Source organism: Ferrimonas sediminum (assembly GCF_900100175.1).
In the GTDB taxonomy this organism is placed as follows: domain Bacteria; phylum Pseudomonadota; class Gammaproteobacteria; order Enterobacterales; family Shewanellaceae; genus Ferrimonas; species Ferrimonas sediminum.
The window spans coordinates 46,979-66,595 of the sequence record NZ_FNEM01000010.1; the positions used below are offsets into that span (position 1 = coordinate 46,979).

14 protein-coding genes are annotated in these 19,617 nt (G+C 60.2%); 4 read left to right on the forward strand and 10 right to left on the reverse strand.

Annotated features, from left to right (window positions below; all coding sequences use genetic code 11):
* Positions 1-45 precede the first annotated feature (45 nt).
* Positions 46-2,955, reverse strand: coding sequence for an RNA polymerase-associated protein RapA (gene rapA, locus BLT77_RS12270; RefSeq protein WP_090365573.1), 2,910 nt, complete (start codon positions 2,953-2,955; stop codon positions 46-48).
* A 191-nt stretch (positions 2,956-3,146) separates the two neighbouring features.
* Here rapA and BLT77_RS12275 point away from each other — a divergent pair, with 191 nt between their 5' ends.
* The 3 genes from BLT77_RS12275 (at position 3,147) to BLT77_RS12285 (ending at position 8,745) form a co-directional block, all read left to right on the forward strand.
* Positions 3,147-4,538: a PhoH family protein gene (locus BLT77_RS12275; RefSeq protein ID WP_090365576.1), complete on the forward strand. Its 1,392-nt coding sequence runs from the start codon at positions 3,147-3,149 to the stop codon at positions 4,536-4,538.
* A gap of 119 nt (positions 4,539-4,657) precedes the next feature.
* Positions 4,658-8,329, forward strand: coding sequence for a response regulator (locus tag BLT77_RS12280; protein WP_245709936.1), 3,672 nt, complete (start codon positions 4,658-4,660; stop codon positions 8,327-8,329).
* A complete protein-coding gene (locus tag BLT77_RS12285; protein WP_090365578.1) occupies positions 8,326-8,745 on the forward strand; it encodes a YbaN family protein in 420 nt (139 codons plus the stop codon). Before BLT77_RS12280 ends, BLT77_RS12285 begins: the two co-directional genes overlap by 4 nt.
* 87 nt (positions 8,746-8,832) lie before the next feature.
* On the opposite strand, the gene BLT77_RS12290 is transcribed toward BLT77_RS12285, so the two are convergent.
* The 9 genes from BLT77_RS12290 to BLT77_RS12330 form a co-directional block, all read right to left on the reverse strand.
* Complete coding sequence (locus BLT77_RS12290) at positions 8,833-8,967, reverse strand: DUF3149 domain-containing protein (protein ID WP_090365581.1); 135 nt, start codon at positions 8,965-8,967, stop codon at positions 8,833-8,835.
* A gap of 361 nt (positions 8,968-9,328) precedes the next feature.
* Positions 9,329-11,278, reverse strand: coding sequence for an exoribonuclease II (locus BLT77_RS12295; protein WP_090365584.1), 1,950 nt, complete (start codon positions 11,276-11,278; stop codon positions 9,329-9,331).
* Between the two features lie 113 nt (positions 11,279-11,391).
* Positions 11,392-12,345, reverse strand: a complete 954-nt coding sequence (locus BLT77_RS12300; protein ID WP_090365587.1) for a D-2-hydroxyacid dehydrogenase — start codon at positions 12,343-12,345, stop codon at positions 11,392-11,394.
* Between the two features lie 41 nt (positions 12,346-12,386).
* A complete protein-coding gene (locus tag BLT77_RS12305; protein WP_090365590.1) occupies positions 12,387-12,767 on the reverse strand; it encodes a hypothetical protein in 381 nt (126 codons plus the stop codon).
* Between the two features lie 342 nt (positions 12,768-13,109).
* A complete protein-coding gene (locus tag BLT77_RS12310) occupies positions 13,110-13,451 on the reverse strand; it encodes a hypothetical protein (RefSeq protein ID WP_090365593.1) in 342 nt (113 codons plus the stop codon).
* A 36-nt stretch (positions 13,452-13,487) separates the two neighbouring features.
* Positions 13,488-14,540, reverse strand: a complete 1,053-nt coding sequence (locus BLT77_RS12315; RefSeq protein ID WP_090365595.1) for a hypothetical protein — start codon at positions 14,538-14,540, stop codon at positions 13,488-13,490.
* Positions 14,541-14,562: 22 nt separating this feature from the next.
* The gene (djlA, locus tag BLT77_RS12320; RefSeq protein WP_090365598.1) at positions 14,563-15,324 is read right to left on the reverse strand and encodes a co-chaperone DjlA; all 762 of its coding nucleotides are present in this window, start codon (positions 15,322-15,324) and stop codon (positions 14,563-14,565) included.
* On the reverse strand, positions 15,308-15,979 hold the full coding sequence (gene murU, locus BLT77_RS12325; protein ID WP_090365601.1) for an N-acetylmuramate alpha-1-phosphate uridylyltransferase MurU: 672 nt from the start codon (positions 15,977-15,979) through the stop codon (positions 15,308-15,310). The genes djlA and murU overlap by 17 nt, the downstream gene beginning before the upstream one ends.
* Entirely contained in the window at positions 15,976-16,971 is a 996-nt protein-coding gene (locus BLT77_RS12330; RefSeq protein ID WP_090365604.1) for an aminoglycoside phosphotransferase family protein, read from the reverse strand. Before BLT77_RS12330 ends, murU begins: the two co-directional genes overlap by 4 nt.
* Positions 16,972-17,251: 280 nt before the next feature.
* On the opposite strand from BLT77_RS12330, the gene lptD reads away from it, so the two are divergent.
* Positions 17,252-19,579, forward strand: coding sequence for an LPS assembly protein LptD (lptD, locus tag BLT77_RS12335; protein ID WP_425431734.1), 2,328 nt, complete (start codon positions 17,252-17,254; stop codon positions 19,577-19,579).
* Positions 19,580-19,617 lie beyond the last annotated feature (38 nt).

Below are 19,617 nucleotides of genomic sequence, written 5' to 3' on the forward strand. Positions count from 1 at the left end.
TAAAAAAGGCGACCCGAAGGTCGCCTTTTTGCTGGACTGAAACGCCTATTCCGGCGTCACCACGATCATCCTCACCGCATCCAGATCCAACTGCGCCCGCTGCAGGTGGGCGGTCACCATACTGATCTGCTCGCGCACCGCATCAAGCTCCGAGGAGCGAATGTTGGGGTTCACCGCTTTCAGCGCTTCCAGACGGGTCAGTTCGGCCCCCAGTTGCTGTTCCATGTCACTCTGGGCCTGGGCCACCAGTTCACTCATCTGCGCCTGGGCGTAGTCATCCCCCTGCTTGAGCAACGGGTGCAGCACCGGCTGGCTAGCGTTCACCAGCTTGCTGGCAGTATGGCGGTTCACCGGCATCAGCTGACGGTTGAAGCTGTCGAAGGTAACGTTCGGCGCCAGATCCTTGCCGCTCTTGTCCATCAACACCCGCACCGGAGTCGGCGGCAGGAAGCGACCGATCTGCACCTCTGACGGGGCGATGGCTTCGACCTTGAAGATCATCTCCAGGAACAGGGTACCGGCCGGCAACGCCTTGTTCTTCAACAGCGCCACCGAGGTACTGCCGGTGTCGCCACTGGTCACCAGGTCGATGCCGGAGGCCACCAGCGGGTGGGCCGACGTCAGGAACTGGAAGTCTTCCCGCGACAGGGCGGTGTCACGATCAAAGGTCACCGAGGCGCCCTCTTCCGACAGGCCCGGGTAGCTGGGGAACAACATGTGTTCGGTAGGCTTGAGCACCACCGCGTTTTCACCCTTGTCCTCCTGAGACACCCCGATCACGTCCCACAGCTTCAGCATAAAGCTGATGAAGTCGGTGTCGTCGTCGGCCTGCTCCAGGGCCGTCACCAACTGCGCCGCTTGCTGGCCACCGTTGGAGTTAAGCTCCAGCAGCTTGTCCCGGCCGGCTTCCGCCTTGGCCTGGTGTTCGGCATTGCGGGCCGCGGTGGCCTCGATCAACTGCTCCAGGGCACCGGCTTCGGTTTCGCCCGCCAGCTCACTGCGAACCTGATCGGCAAACTCGCTGTGGATCAGGTGGCCGGACGGACAGGTGTGGGTAAAGGCGTTCATCCCTTCGTGATACCAACGCAACAGCGGCTGCTGCGCCGTGCCCTCCAGCAGCGGCACGTGAATCTGCACAGTCTGGGTCTGGCCGATGCGATCCAGACGACCGATGCGCTGCTCCAGCAGATCCGGGTTCAGCGGCAGGTCAAACATCACCAGGTGGTGGGCAAACTGGAAGTTACGGCCTTCGGAACCGATCTCGGAACAGATCAGCACCTGGGCACCGCCCTCCTGTTGGGCGAAAAACGCCGCCGCCTTGTCCCGCTCCAGGATCGACATCCCTTCGTGGAACACCGACGCCAGAATCCCCTCACGGGTGCGCAGCGCCTCTTCCAGCTGCAAAGCGGTGTGCGCCTTGGAGGCGATCACCAGTACTTTTTTACTGCGGTTAGCTTTCAGGAACTCCATCATCCAGTCGACCCGGGGGTCGAACTGCCACCAGCTGGCGTTGCCGCTCTCGCCTTCAAACTCCTGGTACAGTTTTTCCGGATACAGCTGGTTCATCAGCTTGATGTCGGTGCTCTGAGTACCGCCAAGCATGCTGTTGACCCGCATGGCAGTAGCGTACTGTTTGGGCAGAGGCATCGGGTAGGTGTGCAGCTCACGGCCACAGAAACCGCTGACGCCGCTGCGGGTGTTACGGAACAGCACCCGGCTGGTGCCGTGACGATCCAGCAGTTCCCTCACCAGCTCCTGACAGGCCAGCTGCCGCTGGGCCTCGTCGCCGGACTGAATCCGACCCAGGGCATCGCTGATGTCGCTTTCCGACAGCAGCGCCACCAGCGCCTGCTGTTCGGCGTCGGTCAGCGGCCGCTGTGCCAGCAGGGCATCGGCAGCGGTGGCCACCTGCTGGTAACTGGTCTCCTCCTCGAGGAAGGCGTCGTAATCGTAGAAACGATCCGGATCCAGCAGACGCAGACGGGCGAAGTGGCTCTGGTGGCCCAGCTGATCCGGGGTTGCCGTCAGCAACAGCACTCCGGCAATCTCCTGCGCCAGTGTCTCCACCACCTGATAGGCGCGGCTCGGGGCCGATTCACTCCACTCCAGATGATGGGCTTCATCCACCACCAGCAGATCCCAAGGGGCATCCTTGGCCTGATCCAGCCGCTTCTTCTTACGCAGCAGATCCAGGGAGCAGATCACCAGCTGTTCGGTTTCAAACGGGTTATCGCAGTCGGCCAGCGCTTCGATGCAGCGCTCCTCATCGAACAACGAGAAGCGCAGGTTGAAGCGGCGCAGCATCTCTACCAGCCACTGGTGCTGCAGGGTTTCCGGCACCAGAATCAGAATCCGCTCCGCCTTGCCGGACAGCAGTTGCTGATGAATGATGTGGCCGGCTTCAATGGTCTTACCCAGACCCACTTCGTCCGCCAGCAACACCCGCGGCGCGTGGCGGTTGCCCACCTCGTTGGCGATAAACAGCTGGTGGGGTATCAGGCCGGCCCGAGGGCCCTGCAGGGCGCGCAGCGGATTTTTCAGCATGCCGAAGCGCTGACGCTGACACAGGTAGCGGGTAACAAAGTACTCCATGCGGTCGATCTGACCGGCAAACAGGCGATCCTGCGGCTTGTTGAAACGAATCTGGTGGTCGAGCATGGTTTCCCGTAGCAGACCCACCTCATTGGTGTCGCTGCGGACGCCTTCGTAACTGACCAATCCATCCTGTTCGTGTATCGCGTCCACTTCCAGGGTCCAGCCCTCGTGGCTGGTGATGGTGTCTCCCTGGTTGAAAATCACTCGAGTCAGCGGGGCATCTTCCCGCGCAAACATCCGGTTGTCTCCGGTGGCGGGAAACAGAACGGATACCATCCGCCCTTCGACGGCGACTACGGTACCCAGTCCCAAGTCGGATTCAGCATCGCTGATCCAACGTTGTCCGAGAGAAAATGACATCGACTAAACGACTCCTAATATGGGTTAGAAGGCTGAAAAGGTGGCGTATGTTACCGGAACTGCGGCGGTGATTCACCCTCAATTTGTGCTAGCCAAAGGCGTCGCCTTCTGCCATGGTAGAACTGAAGCACGCGCAACGCTTAATCGCTATAGAACCTTGCCTTAAATCCATAAAGCATAGTGGAGGTGCCATGGTTAGGGATAAGAAAAAACGCTTTGTGCTGGATACCAACGTGTTACTGCACGAACCTCTCGCCATCTACTCCTTTCAGGAGCACGATGTGGTCATCCCCATGACCGTCCTTGAAGAACTCGACCAGATAAAAGACCGCCGAAAAGACATCAGCCGCGACGCTCGCGTTGCCATCCGTACCCTCGAAGACTGCCTGGTGGACGCCTCACCGGAGGAGATTCTGCAGGGGGTATTACTCAACCACCCCAATGCCCCCGACGACGAGTTGGGCACCCTGTCGATTTTCCCGGATCACCAGATTCAGTTTGCCAATCCGGTGGCCCTGCCCGGTGACAACAACGACAACCTGATCATCAACTCGGCGCTGTACCTGCAGCAGCAGAGTGACGATGAGATTGTGCTGGTCACCAAAGACATCAACATGCGCCTCAAGGCCAAGGGCGCGGGACTGAAAAAGGTGGAGGATTACCGCACCGACCAACTGGTGGACGACATCCAGTTTCTGGCCAAGGGCTTTGCCGAGCTGGAAGGCAACTTATGGGATTACATCAAGGAGGTCAGCAGCGAACAGCGAGGCCGCGAGGTCTACCACACCCTGGCCCGCAACGAATTACCGGAGGAGTCGCTGTACATCAACCAGTACCTTATCGACGACAGCAAACTGTTCTGCGGTCAGGTCAAGGAGGTCAATGACCAGCAGGTGCTGCTGCGGGATCTGGGACAGGAACGGCTGATGGGCTACCACGCCTGGGGCATCAACCCCAAGAATGTCTATCAGGGCATGGCAATGCAGGCGCTGCTGGACCCCAACATCGATATGGTGATCCTCACCGGCCCGGCGGGATCCGGCAAAACCCTGCTGTCTCTGGCTGCTGCCCTGGAACAGGTGGTGGAGCAGCGGCGTTACGACAAAGTCATCGTCACGCGCAACACGCCGGAGATCGCCGAATCCATCGGTTTCCTGCCCGGCACCGAAGAGGAGAAGATGACCCCCTGGCTGGCTGCCGTCACAGACACCCTGGAGGTACTGCACAAGCAGGATGAAAGTCCCGCCGGCAGCCTGCAATACATCATGGACAAGGCCAACATCCAGTTTAAGTCCATGAACTTTATGCGCGGCCGCTCGATTCAGAACGCCTTTGTGTTGCTGGACGAGTGCCAGAACCTGACGCCTTCGCAACTGAAAACCATCATTACCCGCATGGGCGAAGGCACCAAGCTGGTCTGCTCCGGTAACCTGGCGCAGATCGATTCCAACTACCTGACCGCCGTCACCTCCGGCCTGACCTACGTGGTGGAACGCTTTAAAAACTTCGAGGGCAGCGCCAACGTCTACCTCAACGGCGTGGTTCGCTCCCGTCTGGCCAAGTTCGCCGAAAACGAACTCTGACCCCGACTCGCGTCTGTCCCTGAACGGGACAGGCGCAAATCTCACCACAGAATCCCAACTGGACCAAAGCTTTGGTACACTGACCGCTCGATTCTGGCGCCGGGCATGAGTTGCACACTGTGAAGACACCCATTCTCAACAACTACAACAAAGCGGTTTTCTATACCTACCTCGGAGTGGTGATTCTGTCTCTGGTGGTGGCCGCCATGGTGTTCACCAAGCAGAAACAGCAACTGTTGATAGAAAAAGTGGAACAGGTCACCCAGCACTCCCATCAGGTGGAGTTGCTGCTGGACGCCAGCATTCGAGCGGTACAGGCGCTGCAGGAGTTCACGGCCATCCACATGCGCAACAGTGACGCCGCCTCCATGCCACAGCTGCAGGTACAGCACCAGTTTGTCAGCGAAGGCGACCGTTTCTCGCTACGCCCGGACTACCGCAACGCCCGCAACACCTTCGCCGAAAAGGGTTTCATCTCCGGTAAAGGGCAACTCGAGGGCCGCTCGGAACTGTTCTACCGCGAGCTTGATACCCTGTACCAGATGTCCCTTAGCCTGCCGGTCACCAAACAGATGGCCCCCAAGAGCGCCAGCATCTACTACCTGTCGACTCAGCAGATGATGTCCATCTACCCCTGGCCAGGGCCTGAGCACCAGTTTGAACCGCAGATGCTGCAAAGCCCGCTGTTTGATATGGCCAAACCGGAGAACAACCCGGAGCGTAAGGTGTTCTGGTCCGACGCCCATCGCAACGCCGAGGACAAGCTGGCCACCACCGTCGGTATCCCGGTGTACGTGGGTGACACCTTCCTGGCCGCCATCTACATGGAGCTGAGGCTGTCGACTCTGACCGAACAGATTGAACGCTACTTCGATCTGCCGGGGACGGTGCTGCTGCTGGATCGGGCCAACAACGTGCTGTCCTACCCGGACATGCACCTGGATGAACTGCCGCGCACCTACCACCTGAGCCAGCGCATTCCGGCACAGCTGCACAATGTGCCACTGGATCGGCTGCTGGACGACACCGACGCCAAGCTGATCAACGGCTACTACGTGCGCGCCATCAAACTCACCAACGCCCCTTGGTCGCTGCTGTACCTGCAACCGGAACAAGAGGTGGTGGCCGACGCCTGGGAGAAACTGGAATCCACCTTCCTGATGGTGATCATCGCCCTGTCACTGCTGGTAACCGTGGTCCACTGGCTGACCCGTCGCGCCTTCGTCAGCCCGGCTTCCAAGCTGCTCAACCACCTGGAGGACTGCGCCAACCAGCCGACGCCGCCGCCGAAACGGATCCTCGAAGGCTGGGAGCCTTGGTTCCAGCTGATCTCCCGCACCTTTGAAGAGAATCAGCAATACACCCAGCACCTGGCGGCCCAGAACCGGCGCCTGGATAAACTGGTGGCCAAGCGCACCGCCCGCCTGCGCGAAGCCAATGAACGGCGCGAGCGCGACTTCTCGTTGATGCGCTCCCTCATCGATGCCATGCCGGAAGCGATCATGTTCAAAGACGTGGAGGGTCGCTTCCTCGGCTGCAACCGCTCCGCCGAGACCCTGTTCGGTCACCAGGAGAGCGAACTGCTCGGACTGTCGGTCACCGACATCCTCGACGGCGAAAAGGGTCGTCAACTGGCAGAGGAAGACGCCCAGGTACTGCGCGACCGGGTACCGCTTCGCTACCGGGAAAAGAACGAATACAACGGCCGGGCGGTGTTGTACGACACCCTGAAACTGCCGTTCTACAACGGCCGCGGCGAACTACTGGGGCTGATCGGGGTGTGGCGTGACATCACCCGCGAGTCGGAACAGCAGGAGAAGCTGAAGCAGTCGGAGGAGCGCTACCACCTGGCCATGGACTCGGTGGAGGACGGTGTCTGGGACTGGTACCTGGATGCCAACCAGCTGATCTGCAATCCGGCCTACTACACCATGCTGGGCTACGAGTCCGGTGAGTTCCCACTGCTGATAGAAACCTACTACCGGTTGATGCACCCGGACGACCGCCAGCGGGTGGAGAGCTACATCGACGCCTATCTGGATGACTCCAGCACCCCGTTCAACATCGAGTTCCGCATGAAGGGCAAAGATGGCCACTACCGCTGGATTCTTTCCCGGGGTCGTCTGGTGGAGCGCGACGACGAAGGCGAACCGATTCGCTTGCTCGGCACCCACAAGGACATCACCCAGCAGAAAGACAACGAGGTGATCCTGTTGGAGGCCAAGCAGGATGCCGAACTGGCCAACGTCACCAAGAGTGAGTTCCTGGCCAACATGAGCCATGAGATTCGCACACCGATGAACGCCATCATCGGCATGATGCACCTGGCCCTGCGCACCGAACTGACCGCCAAACAGAAAGACTATCTGGAGAAGGCCCGCTACAGTGCCGAATCGCTGCTGCGGATCATCAACGACATCCTCGATTTCTCCAAGATTGAAGCCGGCAAGCTGGAGCTGGAGCAGACCCGCTTCAGCCTCGACAAGGTACTGGAGCACGCCGTCAGCCTGAACTCCCTTAAGGCCCAGGAGAAAGAGGTCGATCTGCAGCTGTACTCCTCGGTCAGCGCCAACCTGCACCTGATCGGCGATCCCCTGCGTCTGGGGCAGGTGCTGATCAACCTGCTGTCCAACGCCGTCAAGTTTACCGACCACGGCGAAGTGGAGCTGGGCTGTGAGGATCTCAAGGAGCATAACGGCCGCATTCGCCTCAAGTTCTGGGTTCGCGACACTGGCATCGGCATCGATGAGGCCAAGCAGAAGTTCCTGTTTGATGCCTTCAACCAGGCCGATGGCTCCACCACCCGCCGCTTCGGCGGCACCGGTCTGGGGCTGTCGATCAGTAAGCACCTGGTCAACCTGATGGGCGGCGACCTGACCGTGCACAGTGTTCCCGGCGAAGGCTCCACCTTCAGCTTTACCATCGACGCCAAACGGGTGGAGCAGCCGCCGCAAAAGACCCAGCTGATCTCCCCCCACGGCAATCAGCTCACCGCGCTGGTGGTGGACGACAACAGCACCGCACTGCAGATCTACTCGACCTATCTGCGAGACTTCCAGTTCCACGTCGATCTGGCCCAGAACGGTCAGGAAGCGATCACCGCCATCAAGCAATCCAAACCGGAGCTGGTACTGCTGGACTGGATGATGCCGGACATGGACGGTATCGAGGTGGTCAACCAGATCGACCGACTGGTGGCCGATGGCACCCTGGAACGGCGGCCGGTCATCCTGATCATGACCGCCTTTACCGGCAGCTCACTGTCGGATCAGGTGCAGCAGGGTAAAATTCATGCGGTGATGCAAAAACCCTTCAACGCCTCTAAGCTGTTTGATGTACTGATCAGCAACTTCTCTGACGACAACATCGAGGCGGCGCCAGACATCACTCCGGAACAGGACACCCCGGATCAGCAGGCCCACATCCTGCTGGTAGAGGACAACTTGATCAACCAGCAAGTGGCCACCGAACTGCTCAAGAGCGCCGGCTACCAGGTCAGTGTGGCGGAAAACGGCCAGATTGCGGTGGAGCTGGTGAAGGAGCAGGAGTTCGACCTGGTACTGATGGACATTCAGATGCCGGTGATGGACGGCCTGACCGCCTGTCGCACCATTCGCGAGTTTGCCGATGAACAGCAGCTGCCGATCATCGCCATGACCGCCCATGCCATGAGCGGCGACCGTGAAAAAAGCCTGGCCGCCGGCATGAACGACCACATTACCAAACCCATCATCCTGCCGGAACTGTTCGCCACCGTGAAGCACTGGCTTGATGAGGGTGACGCCCGATGACCAGAGAGACCCGAGTGCCGCAAGCCAAAATCAAAACCTACCGACGCCGTCCGTTGATCCGCTACCTGCTGATCGGCCTCGGTAGCCTCTGTGCCGCCCTGGGATTGGCGGGCATGTTTCTGCCGCTGCTGCCGACGGTGCCTTTCCTATTGCTGGCCGCGGCCTGCTTCAGCCGCTCTTCGGCGCGGATGCAGGCGTGGCTGTTCAACCACCGCCTACTGGGGCCGGTGATTCGCAACTATCTGGAACGGAAAGGGATGACCCGGCGCCAACTGTGGGGCAGCATCGCCAGCATCTGGCTGGGCATGGGGATTGCCATCTATCTGGCACCGGTACTCACGGTGAAACTCTTGCTGGCCAGCGTCGGCTTAGCGGTGTCCATTCACCTGGCCAGGTTGCCGCGCCTGCACGACTGACGGCGTGATCCTGCTCGCATTCCGCACCACGTCGTCATCGACCCGCTTGAAGCCAAGATAAAGATGAGAATTGTTCTCAATGATGGGTTATTGATCGGGTAGGCCCGACTTCTTCCAAAACATCCAGCCGATGTAGCCGACGATGCCGCAGGTCGCCAGTATCACCAGCATCGACATCCAGCCGATGGGGCTGTCCATGATCAGGTTAAACCAATGAGACATGGGGAACTCCTTGTAATACTTATGAATACGGCTTCTACCCTACTCCATGCCTAGCCACCTCCCCATGATCCGGATCAAGAGGTGTTGCGTGAGTGATAAGCGAAGGTAACGATCAAGTTACCAGACTTGGTGAGGCGATAAACCCCTGCGCCTGCCAGACGCTTGAGCCCGTCACCTCAACGGCTGGTGGTTGATCCCCGGGCCCTGTCGGTACTGGCCGCTGTCATTGGCATGGTCCTGCCTCTGTTGCCGACGGTGCCGTTTCTGTTGCTCGACAACCTGAAACGCAAAGCGCACCGTTCTAATCGTCACCAACAAAAACGGATCGCCGCAGCGACCCGTTTTTTTAATGGTTTTCGACTTACGCCAGCTTGTGTCGCGGTGCCACCACGATGTTGCGGTTGGCCACCCGCACTTCGTGAATCACCACCTCCAGGATCTGCGACAAACGGAACACCTGCTCACCGTCGAACTGGGCCAGACCCTGATCCCCGGCCAGGGTCAGCCTGGACTTATCGTCGGTCAGCAGCGGCGCCGGCAGGAACACCACCGCACCGTTTTCCTGCAGTCTCAACCGCACGCCACCACGGTTGATGTCGATGATCTCGCCAACAAACACCTCATCGGTGCCCGCCTTCGACGCCAGGTAGCGGGCAAACAGCCAGTCACCAACGTCCCGCTCACACAGGCGATGCAGCTTACGCATCGCCGTCAGGTGTTCAATCAGCGCCGCATCCGGCAGAGACTCAGCCTGACGTCCCTCGATCACCGCCTTAAGCAAGCGGTGGTTGACCATGTCACCGTATTTACGAATCGGTGAGGTCCAGGTGGCATAGCCCTGCAGGCCCATGCCAAAGTGGGCACCCGGCGTGGCCGCCATTTCGGAGAACGCCTGCATGCGCCGCAGGCGAGCATCCAGATAACCGTCAGGCTGAGCGTCCAGGGCTCGGCGCAGCTCGCAATAACCGGCCAGAGTCTGCAGCCGATCGCCGTCGAACTCCAGGCCGTTGTCCGCCAGCATCTGCCTGGCCGCGTCCACCCGCTCGCTGTCCAGACCGGCGTGGACGTTAAACACCCCGCCACCGACCCGCTCCGCCAGCAATACCGCCGCCGCCGAGTTAGCCAGAATCATGGTCTCTTCGACAATGCGGTTGGCGATTCGCCTTGGCTCCACATGAATGGTGACCACATTGCCCTGCTCATCCACCTCGAAACGGTAGTCGGGGCGATCCGGGAACACCAGGGCATGCTGCTCGCGCCAGGCGATGCGCGCCAGGGCCAACTGGTGCAGCAGGTCGATTTGATCGGCAATCACCGGATCCTGTGGCTGCCAGGCATCCGCCAGTCCCTCGAGACGATCCGATACCTTATCGTAGGCCAGCTTGGCGTGAGAGGCGATGGTCGCCAGTGAAAAATCGGCCTCACCAGCACTGCCGTCGGTGGCCACCGGAATCCGCGCCACTACCGCATAGCGCTGCTGGCCCTCCACCAGAGAGCACAGCTCATCGGCCAGCTGGCGTGGCAACATCGGTACGTTGAAGCCCGGCAGATATTGGGTAAATCCTCGCTTGCGCGCTTCCAGATCCACCTCATCACCGGCCTCCACGTACGCGGTCGGATCGGCAATGGCCACATGCAGCCACCAGCCCCCCTGCTCACGGGATTCCACATACAGGGCGTCGTCCATGTCTTTGGTGGACTCGGCATCGATGGTCACAAACGGTAACTGGGTCAGATCCTGGCGTTGATTGTCTTCCGGGGTCTGCCACCCCTGAGGGTCCGCCGGCTCGGCCTTGGCCAGATCGTGCTTGGCCAGCACCACCCACCAGGGCACATGGGGATCGTTGTGCGCCGCCACCAGTTCGGTGATCTCCACCTGAAAATGGGGCTCGTCCGGCCGCAGCGGGTGCTTGACCAACTGGGCCACCACGTAGTCGCCATTGCTCAATTCGGAGCCCTTCAGGCCTTTGCACTTGGCCCGCATCGGCTCGCGCATCAGCGGGTGATCCGGCACCACGTTCAACCGCTCTTTGACAAACTTCACCCGGGCGATAAACCGGTTTAACCCCACTTCCAGCAGCTCATCCGGCTCGGCGACGGTCTTCTCTTTTTCGGTTCTCAACACTGCCGAGACCCGATCGCCATGGACCACTTTCTTCATGTAGGCCGGCGGAATAAAGTGGCTGTCACCCTTGTCGGTTTCCAAAAATCCGAAGCCGCGCTCGGTGGCCTTGACCTGGCCCTCGACCGTGGGCAGAGTCTCTTTAATCTGTGCTTTAAGCTGCTGCAGCAGCGGGTTGTCCTGGAACATCCAAAGAATTCCGTGATTACCAAAAGGGAGTCGAGTCACCCCAGCAGGGTGACACAAAGAGAGGCAAGTTTAAGGGATAAACGAGTCAATCACCACGCCTTTCCACCCCGGGTTCAGACCCGGTTTTGCGGCTTGCCATCGAGAAACGCGGCCAGGTTCGCCACCGCAATGTTCAGCAGATTCTGCCTCGCCTGCAGGGTCGCCCAGGCGTTGTGGGGCGTGATGCTGCAGTTGGGCGCCGACAGCAGCGGATTATCCGGCGATGGCGGTTCACTGCTAAGCACATCCAGGCCGGCGGCGGCGATGGTGCCCTGCTGCAGGGCCCGGGCCAGATCCGACTCATTCACCAGCGGCCCGCGAGCGGTGTTGATCAATATGGCGGTGGGTTTCATCAGCGCCAGGCGACGGGCGTCGATCATGCCCTGGTTGTTGTCGGTCAGCGGGCAGTGCAAGCTGACCACATCGGCGCATTGCAACAGCGCCTCCAGTGGCATCCAGCGGCGGCCGTCGGGCAAGCCGGTTTTGGGGCTTGGGGTGGTGAGCACCACCTGCATGCCAAAGCCCTCGGCCATGGCCGCCAGCCTGCGGGCGATTTCGCCGTAACCCACCAGCCCCAGGGTCTGTCCCTCCAGGGACTGCAACGGCCCGTCGTAGAAACAGAAGTCGTCGCTGTCGCTCCAGTCCCCTCGAGCAACCCGGCCGTGGTGCCAGGCCACCCGGCTACTATGATGCAACAGGTGCGCCATCGCCATCTGCGCCACCGAAGCGGGGCCATAGGCCGGTACATTGGTAACCAGAATGCCGCGTTCTCGGGCGGCCTTAATATCCACCACGTTGATGCCGGTGGCCAGCACCCCTATGTACTTGAGGTTCGGCAGCTGTGCCAGGGTCGAGGCAGTCAATGGGGTTTTGTTGGTCATCAGCAACTCGGCCCCTGAAGCCCGGGCCACAATCTGTGACTCCGGCGTCCGCTCATGCACCCGGATCGATGCCAGCGCCTGTAGCGGCGCCCAGCTCAAGTCCCCCGGATTCAGGGTGTGTCCGTCCAGTACCACCAGTTGCTTCATTGCCGCTCCTCAGCCAGTTAATGCATGGGGTCATCCGCTCATTAGAAACGAATCCGCAGGCCAAGGCTATAGTCGAGATCCATCTCCAGATCCTTGCCGGGATAAAACACCGGCACCAGTTCGGCAAACAGCTCCAACTGATCGATCTGAGTCGCTACTCCCGCCTTAACCCGCAGGCCAATCTCCTCATCATCGGTATCACTGATCATGCCTCCGACACCGAAATAGAGGGCCGGGTTCAGGTTGGAGGGGATGCGACGATCGACACTGACCGCAAAGCGCTCCACACTGACGCCCACATCCCAGCCCTGGGCATGCACGGTCACGCCGTTGTCGCTGCCCAACTGAATCCCCACTCGAGGCGTCGCCCAGGTCGGCACGACCAGAATCACCGCCAGCATTGCCATCAACCACTTATTCATGATGTTTATCTCCAGAGAAAAAGCGGCTCATTGTAGGGGGGGCCGCCCGCCGGTCAATACCGAAAAACCGAACTCCACTGCGGCATTTTCACAATCAGTTGTTTTTACAAATAAAGCATCGGTACGGCCTGCGCCGGTAGTCGCCATTAGCACGAGCTTTGTTGACAGGACAAAGAGCTGGGAGCATGGCTGCAGATACACAAACGCCCCCTGATGGTGCGTCAGAGGGCGTTGGGTCTCCGAAGAGACAGGTCGTGCAGGAGATGATGAGAGTCGGTTAGGAGTTGCCAGCCGACGTCATTACTGTACGACGAATCGAGGCTGAATGCAAACTATTCTTATTTAAACCTCATCACTCAGATAGCGACCCGAAACCGGCTCTGATGGGTAGTACTGTTCCGCCACCGGATCTGCGGACCGGGGCGTGTAATGCTGGTCGATCTGCGCCAGCGCCTCCGCCCGGCGGACACTGTCGGCAAACGCCATTGCCTGGCTGACCTCACCGCCGTCGTCTTGATTGACACCGGCCGAAGTCAGGTAGGCGTCCACGGTCGCCTGTTGTTGCTGGCGGGCCGTGACCGCCAGAATCACCTCTTTATTGTCCTGCAGGGCTTCCTTCGGAGGGGTGTCCGTTCCCGGGAGGCGTACCGCGGCATAACTGACGGTCGAGGCAGAGATATTCATAAGCACCACTAAACAGCTAGTTGAGCCCAGATAATATCACCGCGATCGACGGGAATCATCTGGTGAATGACTGCGGTTCCAGATTCGTTCAGCCTGGCGCCCCAGCAGCCAGAAGCTTGCCCCGGCAATGGCAAACAACACTCCCTTATGCAGACTGTCCCAGAACTGTTCGAAGAAGCGGCTGTAGAGGTTGAGTATCAGGAATGCCAGCCCATACAGACGCAGGCCGGCCTCGTCACACCGCAGCCCCCAGAGCATGGCCGCCACACTGACCAGCGCCGCCAGCAGCGCCCAGGGCCACAGTTGCCACTGCGGCTGGGCCGACCACAACTGCGGATCGTGGTGGTTACCAAACAGAGTCAGCAACCACAGATTGATGAACATCAGGCTCAGGCCGATGTGCCAGGTCGGGGACCACAGAGGCCGCCAGGCCGGGCGCGACATGGCGGTCGCCGACAATGCCAGCACTGCGCCCAGCAGAGCCAGACGCGCCGGTGGATTCATGCCATACCACAGCGCTTCCCAGCCCACCTGCTGCACCGAGTGCACCAGCAACCACAGCGCCAGGGTCAGTAGAGCGACGGCCCAGATCAGCGACGATCTCAACCACAGCCCGAGTAGGGCGTACACCGTCACCGCCGACAGCAGCCACCAGCGCCACACCGACTCATCCACAGACAGGTAATCCGCCAGATACACCAGGGCGCCGCCGATGGCACACACCGCCCCCAGAAACAGCGCTTCCACCTGGTAACGGCGGCGGCGATCCCGCTGACGTAGCCGCTGCCCCTGAATCAGCAGTGCCAGCGCCAACAACGCCAGCCCGACGGAACGCACCAGTACCGGCGCCTGAAATACACTGGCGATCCAGTCGATCACCCGCGGATCCAACAGCACACTGGCCACCGACACTCCCAGGGAAACCAACGCCACCAGGAAGCTGTAGCGGGCCAGCCGGCGCCAGTCAAACCGCCGCACCTCAATGGTGGCCGTTAACCGCCGGACGGTGTCGGCATCCAGCAGTCCCTGCTGCTGCCACTGCTGCAACGCCCGATTAAGGGCATCCGCCTCCCTGTTGTCCCAGCTCATGGCCGCCCTCCCTGTGCCTGACTTACCTCAGCTTGCGCTCACTGCGAACCACCTCCCAGGCGGCCTGAATGTCCTGACTCTTCTGCCGGGCCAGAGTCATCATCTCCTCCGGCAGACCCTGGCTGGCCAGCTTATCCGGATGATGTTGTGCCATCTGCTTGCGGTAGGCGCGCTTGATCTGGCGATCGTCATCGTCGGCACTGACCCCCAGCAGACGGTAGGCGTCATCCAGGCTCGGTCCCTGTGAACCACTGGCCCGATAGTGGTGCTCCCCTTGCCACATCGACAGCATCTGCTCCAGCTCCTGGGGTGAAAACCCTAGCTGGCGGGCGATCTCCATCAGGATGGCGCGCTCCTTGTCGTCAATGCTGCCGTCGGACAGGGCGATCTGAATCTGAATCTCAAGAAACATCCGCGCCAGATCCCGGCGAAACGCCATCACCAGCTTCAGCTGCTTGAGCCGCTCCTGCAGCGGGTAATCGGCGGCCTTGCCTTCCCGAAACGCGGCCTGTGCCTCACGACGGGCGTCTCCGGACAGCCGCAGCTGGTCCATCACCGCCGAGGCCAGGGCGATGTCCGCCGAGGTCACCTGCCCCGACGCCTTGGCCACGTGCCCCATCACCGCAAAGGTGGTGTGGAAAAACAGGTTCTGGCGCGGGCCCGAGGTGGGCGTACGCCGCTTGTCCACCAGAATGTGTCCTAGCCAGGCACCAAAAATCATTCCGGCAATGCGGCCAAAAAAGAACCCCAGCAAACCGCCGAATACCTTACCCCAAATCTGCATCTAAACCCTGCTCCAACTGTTGTAACCGCTGTGGCGTGCCTACGTCACACCACCGCCCTGAATAGATCGTCCCGCTGATGCGCTGTTGTTTCATCGCCCGGCGCAGCAAGGGCGCCAGGCCAAAGCGGCCGGGCTGGCATCCGGCAAACAGCGCCGGCCGGTACAGGCCGATGCCGGAGAAGGTCAGCCGTGGCTGCCCCTGATCGCTGACCCGCCCCGCCTGCAGCACAAAATCGCCGTCGGGATTGTGAGTCGGATTGGGCACCAACCACAGGTGGCCCAGATCCGCCTCGGCCAGCGTCGGCAGCCCATCGAACTCAAGCTCACAGTAGACGTCGCCGTTGACCACCAGAAACGGTGCCGAGCCCAGCCAGCCCAACGCTTTCAAGATACCGCCGCCGGTTTCCAGCGCCTGCTGTTCATGCTGGTAGGTAATGTTCAGCCCCCAGCGCGCGCCGTTACCCAGTTGCTCGGGAAACTGCTGCCCCAGCCAGGCGGTGTTGATCAGCACCTCGCGGATGCCGGCCGCCGCCAGTCGTCGCAGGTGGTATTCAATCAGCGGCGTCTGCGCCAGTGGCAGCAGCGGCTTGGGGGTGGTGTCGGTCAACGGCCGCATCCGTTCGCCGCGGCCGGCCGCCAGAATCATCGCTTTCACGCCTGCGCCTCCAGTTGATGGCGCCACTGACGGGCCAGCACCGCCAGGGGTCGGGTGTCGTCGTAGCGGTCGGCAGCCTCGATGACGTAATCCAGCACCCGCGGCAGATCCGCCAGGTAACCGGGTTTGCCGTCGCGATGGCACAGACGGGCAAAAATCCCCAACACCTTCAGGTGCCGCTGCAGGCCGGTCAGATCATACCAACGCTGAAACTGCTGCCGATCGGCGCCGTTGAGCCAACCCAGCGCCGACAACCGCCGATAGTGGCTGTCCAGCAGCGGCGTCAACTGTTCCGGCGTCCAGCGGACGTAACAGTCTTTCAGTAGCGATACCGGGTCATAGGTCACCGGCCCCAGCACCGCGCCCTGATAGTCGATGATCGCCAGTTGCTGATCCACCACCATCAGGTTGCGGCAGTGGTAGTCCCGATGCACCCCTACCTGAGGCTGCGACAGGGCGTTGTCCACCAGCAGGTCGCACAGCGACGGCCACAGGGCATCGAACTCGCGGCACTGCTCCTGATCCAGGTGAACCTTGAGGAACCACTGTGGCAGCAACGACAACTCCTGCCGCAACAGCGTCTCGTCATAGGCCGGCAGCGGACCGGTTTCGGTGGCGGTGATGGCGCCAATCTTCGGCAGCAGCGACAGCGCCTGCTGGTACCAGTGCGCCAGGGTCGAGGCCGACAGCCGCCGCTGCAGGTGTTCATCTCCGAGATCGCTCTGACACATAAAGCCCAGCTTAAGATCCGAATGCACTATCTCTGGAGCAGGCAAACCGGCCTGGTGATAGGCCCGGGTCATGGCCACAAATGGCGCACTGTTTTCCTTATCCGGCGGCGCATCCACCGCGATGTAACTGTGACCCTGGTGGGAAAAGCGGAAATAACGCCGGTAACTGGCGTCTCCGAAGATCAGAACCAAATCCTGAATCGATGGACTAAAGCATTGATTAAGCCAGCCTTGCAGCTGATCTCGACGGCTATCTTGCATCTCTGCCCCTTGAATAGCCCAAAGTTAAAAATTGCTTTATCATACGTCTTTTGCGCGGGCGAAAAATGGTTTTCGTTTGCCGGTAGAATAATTAGGTTCTTTTAACCAATTTTATTAAGTCTCTGTCCAGCATACTAAACTCCTCTCAGGCCAGTGTGGCGTCGTGGAGTCGGTCGGTTTAACGCCCTTTGGGGAGCGGTGTCCCGGCCAGCGGACGGGGACTCTTTTGCAATGGTATAGGGAGCAGAGCGCCCCTGCCAATTGCAAGCATTCCAAAAGGATAAAAATGCGCTATCAACTCGCAGTTGCATGTTGTTGCCTGCCCTTTGCGGCGTGGAGCCAGGAAGGACAGGTGCTGGTCCCGGATACCCAGTGCACCATTACCCTTCCCGTACCCATGATGGTCGACCCCAACGCCACAACCGATGAACAAGCCTCATCCGCACCGGTAACCGTGCGCGCCGATTCAAGCCAGGCCATCGCCGGCGTCTCGGCCAAGTTTCAGGGTGACGTCAAACTGCGCCAGGGCAACCGTGCCATCAACGCCGACAACGCCGAAGTGCTGCAGCTGGAGCAGAGGGTGCTGGCCAATGGCGATCTGGTGTATCAGGATCCGCAGGTCACCATCACCGCCGAAGATCTGACCGCCGACACCGACAAATACAACGCCACCCTAAGCCAGGCCAAATACTGGCTTCACGGTCAGCAGGTTCACGGCGACGCCAAAAAGCTGCAGATCACCGACGACAACAACATCGTCCTGCAGGGGGGCTCGTTCACCACCTGTCCCGCCGAGGTTCCCGACTGGGAACTGAAGGCCGACAAGATCATCATCGACAGTAACGAAGAGTGGGGCGAGATCTACAGTGCCCAGGTGCGGCTGTTCGATACCCCGGTGTTCTACGTGCCCTACATGACGGTACCGGTATCCGACAAACGCAAAACCGGCTTCCTGTTTCCCTCATTCAGCACCAGCACCAAAAATGGCGTCGACGTTAAGGCACCGTTTTACTGGAACATCGCCCCCAACTTCGACATGACCATCACCCCGCAGGTGATGAGTTCCCGCGGCGTCTGGCTGGCCACCGAAGGCCGCTACCTGACCGAGCAGCATGCCGGCATGGTCAACCTGGAGTACATCGGCAACGACCGTCTCAGCAGCCTCACCGGCAGCCCGGATCGCTACGCCTACTCCTGGGAACACAGCTCCCGGCTGGACAATGGCTGGCGTCTGCACGCCGACTACGCCACCATCAGTGACGACAACTATTTTAACGACTTCGATTCGGCCATCAGCGCCAGCACCGACAACCAGCTGAGTCGTGTGGGCGAAGCGTCTTACTTCCAGGAAAACTGGAACCTGGGCATCAAGGTGCAGGACATCAAGGTACTGGGCGATGATCAGGATCCGTTTCAAGTGATGCCGCAGCTGTCTTACCAGTACCGGATGCCGGCTTTCTATCAGGGACTGGACTTCAACTTTGACACCGAGTTGACCAACTTTACCCACCAGGACAACAGCCAGCTCAGCGCCATTCGCTGGCACATGGAACCGACGCTGACCCTGCCCTACCAGACTCCGGCGGGCAGCCTGACCACCGAAATGAAGCTGATGCAGACCTTCTACCAGCAGGATGTGCCCAGCAACAACAGCGAGCCGCTGTATGACGATCTGGACCAGTTTGTCAGCCGGACCCTGCCCCAGTTCCGGGTTCACGGCCAGGCCAACTTCGAGCGTCAACTGACCTTTTCCGGCAGCCCCTACCGGCAGACCCTGGAACCCCAGGCCCAATACCTGTTTATTCCCCACCAGGATCAGTCTGACATCGGCGTCTACGACACCGCTCAGCTGCAGGACGACTACAACGGCCTGTTCCGCGATCGCCGCTTCTCCGGCCTGGATCGCATCGCCGACGCCAACCAGCTGACTCTGGGTGTGGCCACCCGCTTCTTCGACGACAACAACCAGGAGAAGATGCGTTTCGCCCTGGGCCAGATCTTCTACCTGTCCGACAGCGAGGTCAGCCTGCCTAACGAATCCAACCAGATTCAGCAATCCAGCTCGGCCCTGGCCATGGAACTGGACATGCAGGCCGCCGAACACTGGTTCCTGGCCGGCTCACTGCAACTGGATACCAATGCCGGCACCACCAACAAGTCGGAAGTGACCCTGGACTACCGCCCCGGCAACAACAAGCTGGTGCAGTTCTCACACCGTTATGTACCGGAATTGGCCATCGATGAGGAAACCGGCGAGTTCATCGACATCAACCAGTTTGGTTTTCGCACCACCTGGCCCATCGCCAAGGACACCTACTTCGTTGGCAACTACTATTACGACGGCAACCTCAACCGTACCGTCGAAAGCTACGCCGGCGTTCAGTGGGAGTCGTGCTGCTGGGCCGTGCGCCTGACCTACGACCGTCACCTGAACACCAACTACAGTGACAGTGGCTTTACCACCATCAGTCAGAGGGACGACTACGACACCAGTTGGTCCCTGACCTTTGAGTTAAAAGGGCTAGGATCTTCCGGTCCGCTGGGCGTCAGCGACATGCTGGATGAGGGCTTGTTCAACTATCGCCGCCCCTACTACCTCAAAAACTGACAAAACAAATGTGTTACAGTGCAGGAACCGTCGCTGAA

What these genes read in the sequence shown, in the direction of transcription:
- rapA (WP_090365573.1), bottom strand. Translation starts at nt 2,955, where the DNA reads ATGTCATTTTCTCTCGGACAACGTTGGATCAGCGATGCTGAATCCGAC.
- BLT77_RS12275 (WP_090365576.1), top strand. Translation starts at nt 3,147, where the DNA reads ATGGTTAGGGATAAGAAAAAACGCTTTGTGCTGGATACCAACGTGTTA.
- BLT77_RS12285 (WP_090365578.1), top strand. Translation starts at nt 8,326, where the DNA reads ATGACCAGAGAGACCCGAGTGCCGCAAGCCAAAATCAAAACCTACCGA.
- BLT77_RS12290 (WP_090365581.1), bottom strand. Translation starts at nt 8,967, where the DNA reads ATGTCTCATTGGTTTAACCTGATCATGGACAGCCCCATCGGCTGGATG.
- BLT77_RS12295 (WP_090365584.1), bottom strand. Translation starts at nt 11,278, where the DNA reads ATGTTCCAGGACAACCCGCTGCTGCAGCAGCTTAAAGCACAGATTAAA.
- BLT77_RS12300 (WP_090365587.1), bottom strand. Translation starts at nt 12,345, where the DNA reads ATGAAGCAACTGGTGGTACTGGACGGACACACCCTGAATCCGGGGGAC.
- BLT77_RS12305 (WP_090365590.1), bottom strand. Translation starts at nt 12,767, where the DNA reads ATGAATAAGTGGTTGATGGCAATGCTGGCGGTGATTCTGGTCGTGCCG.
- BLT77_RS12310 (WP_090365593.1), bottom strand. Translation starts at nt 13,451, where the DNA reads ATGAATATCTCTGCCTCGACCGTCAGTTATGCCGCGGTACGCCTCCCG.
- BLT77_RS12315 (WP_090365595.1), bottom strand. Translation starts at nt 14,540, where the DNA reads ATGAGCTGGGACAACAGGGAGGCGGATGCCCTTAATCGGGCGTTGCAG.
- djlA (WP_090365598.1), bottom strand. Translation starts at nt 15,324, where the DNA reads ATGCAGATTTGGGGTAAGGTATTCGGCGGTTTGCTGGGGTTCTTTTTT.
- BLT77_RS12330 (WP_090365604.1), bottom strand. Translation starts at nt 16,971, where the DNA reads ATGCAAGATAGCCGTCGAGATCAGCTGCAAGGCTGGCTTAATCAATGC.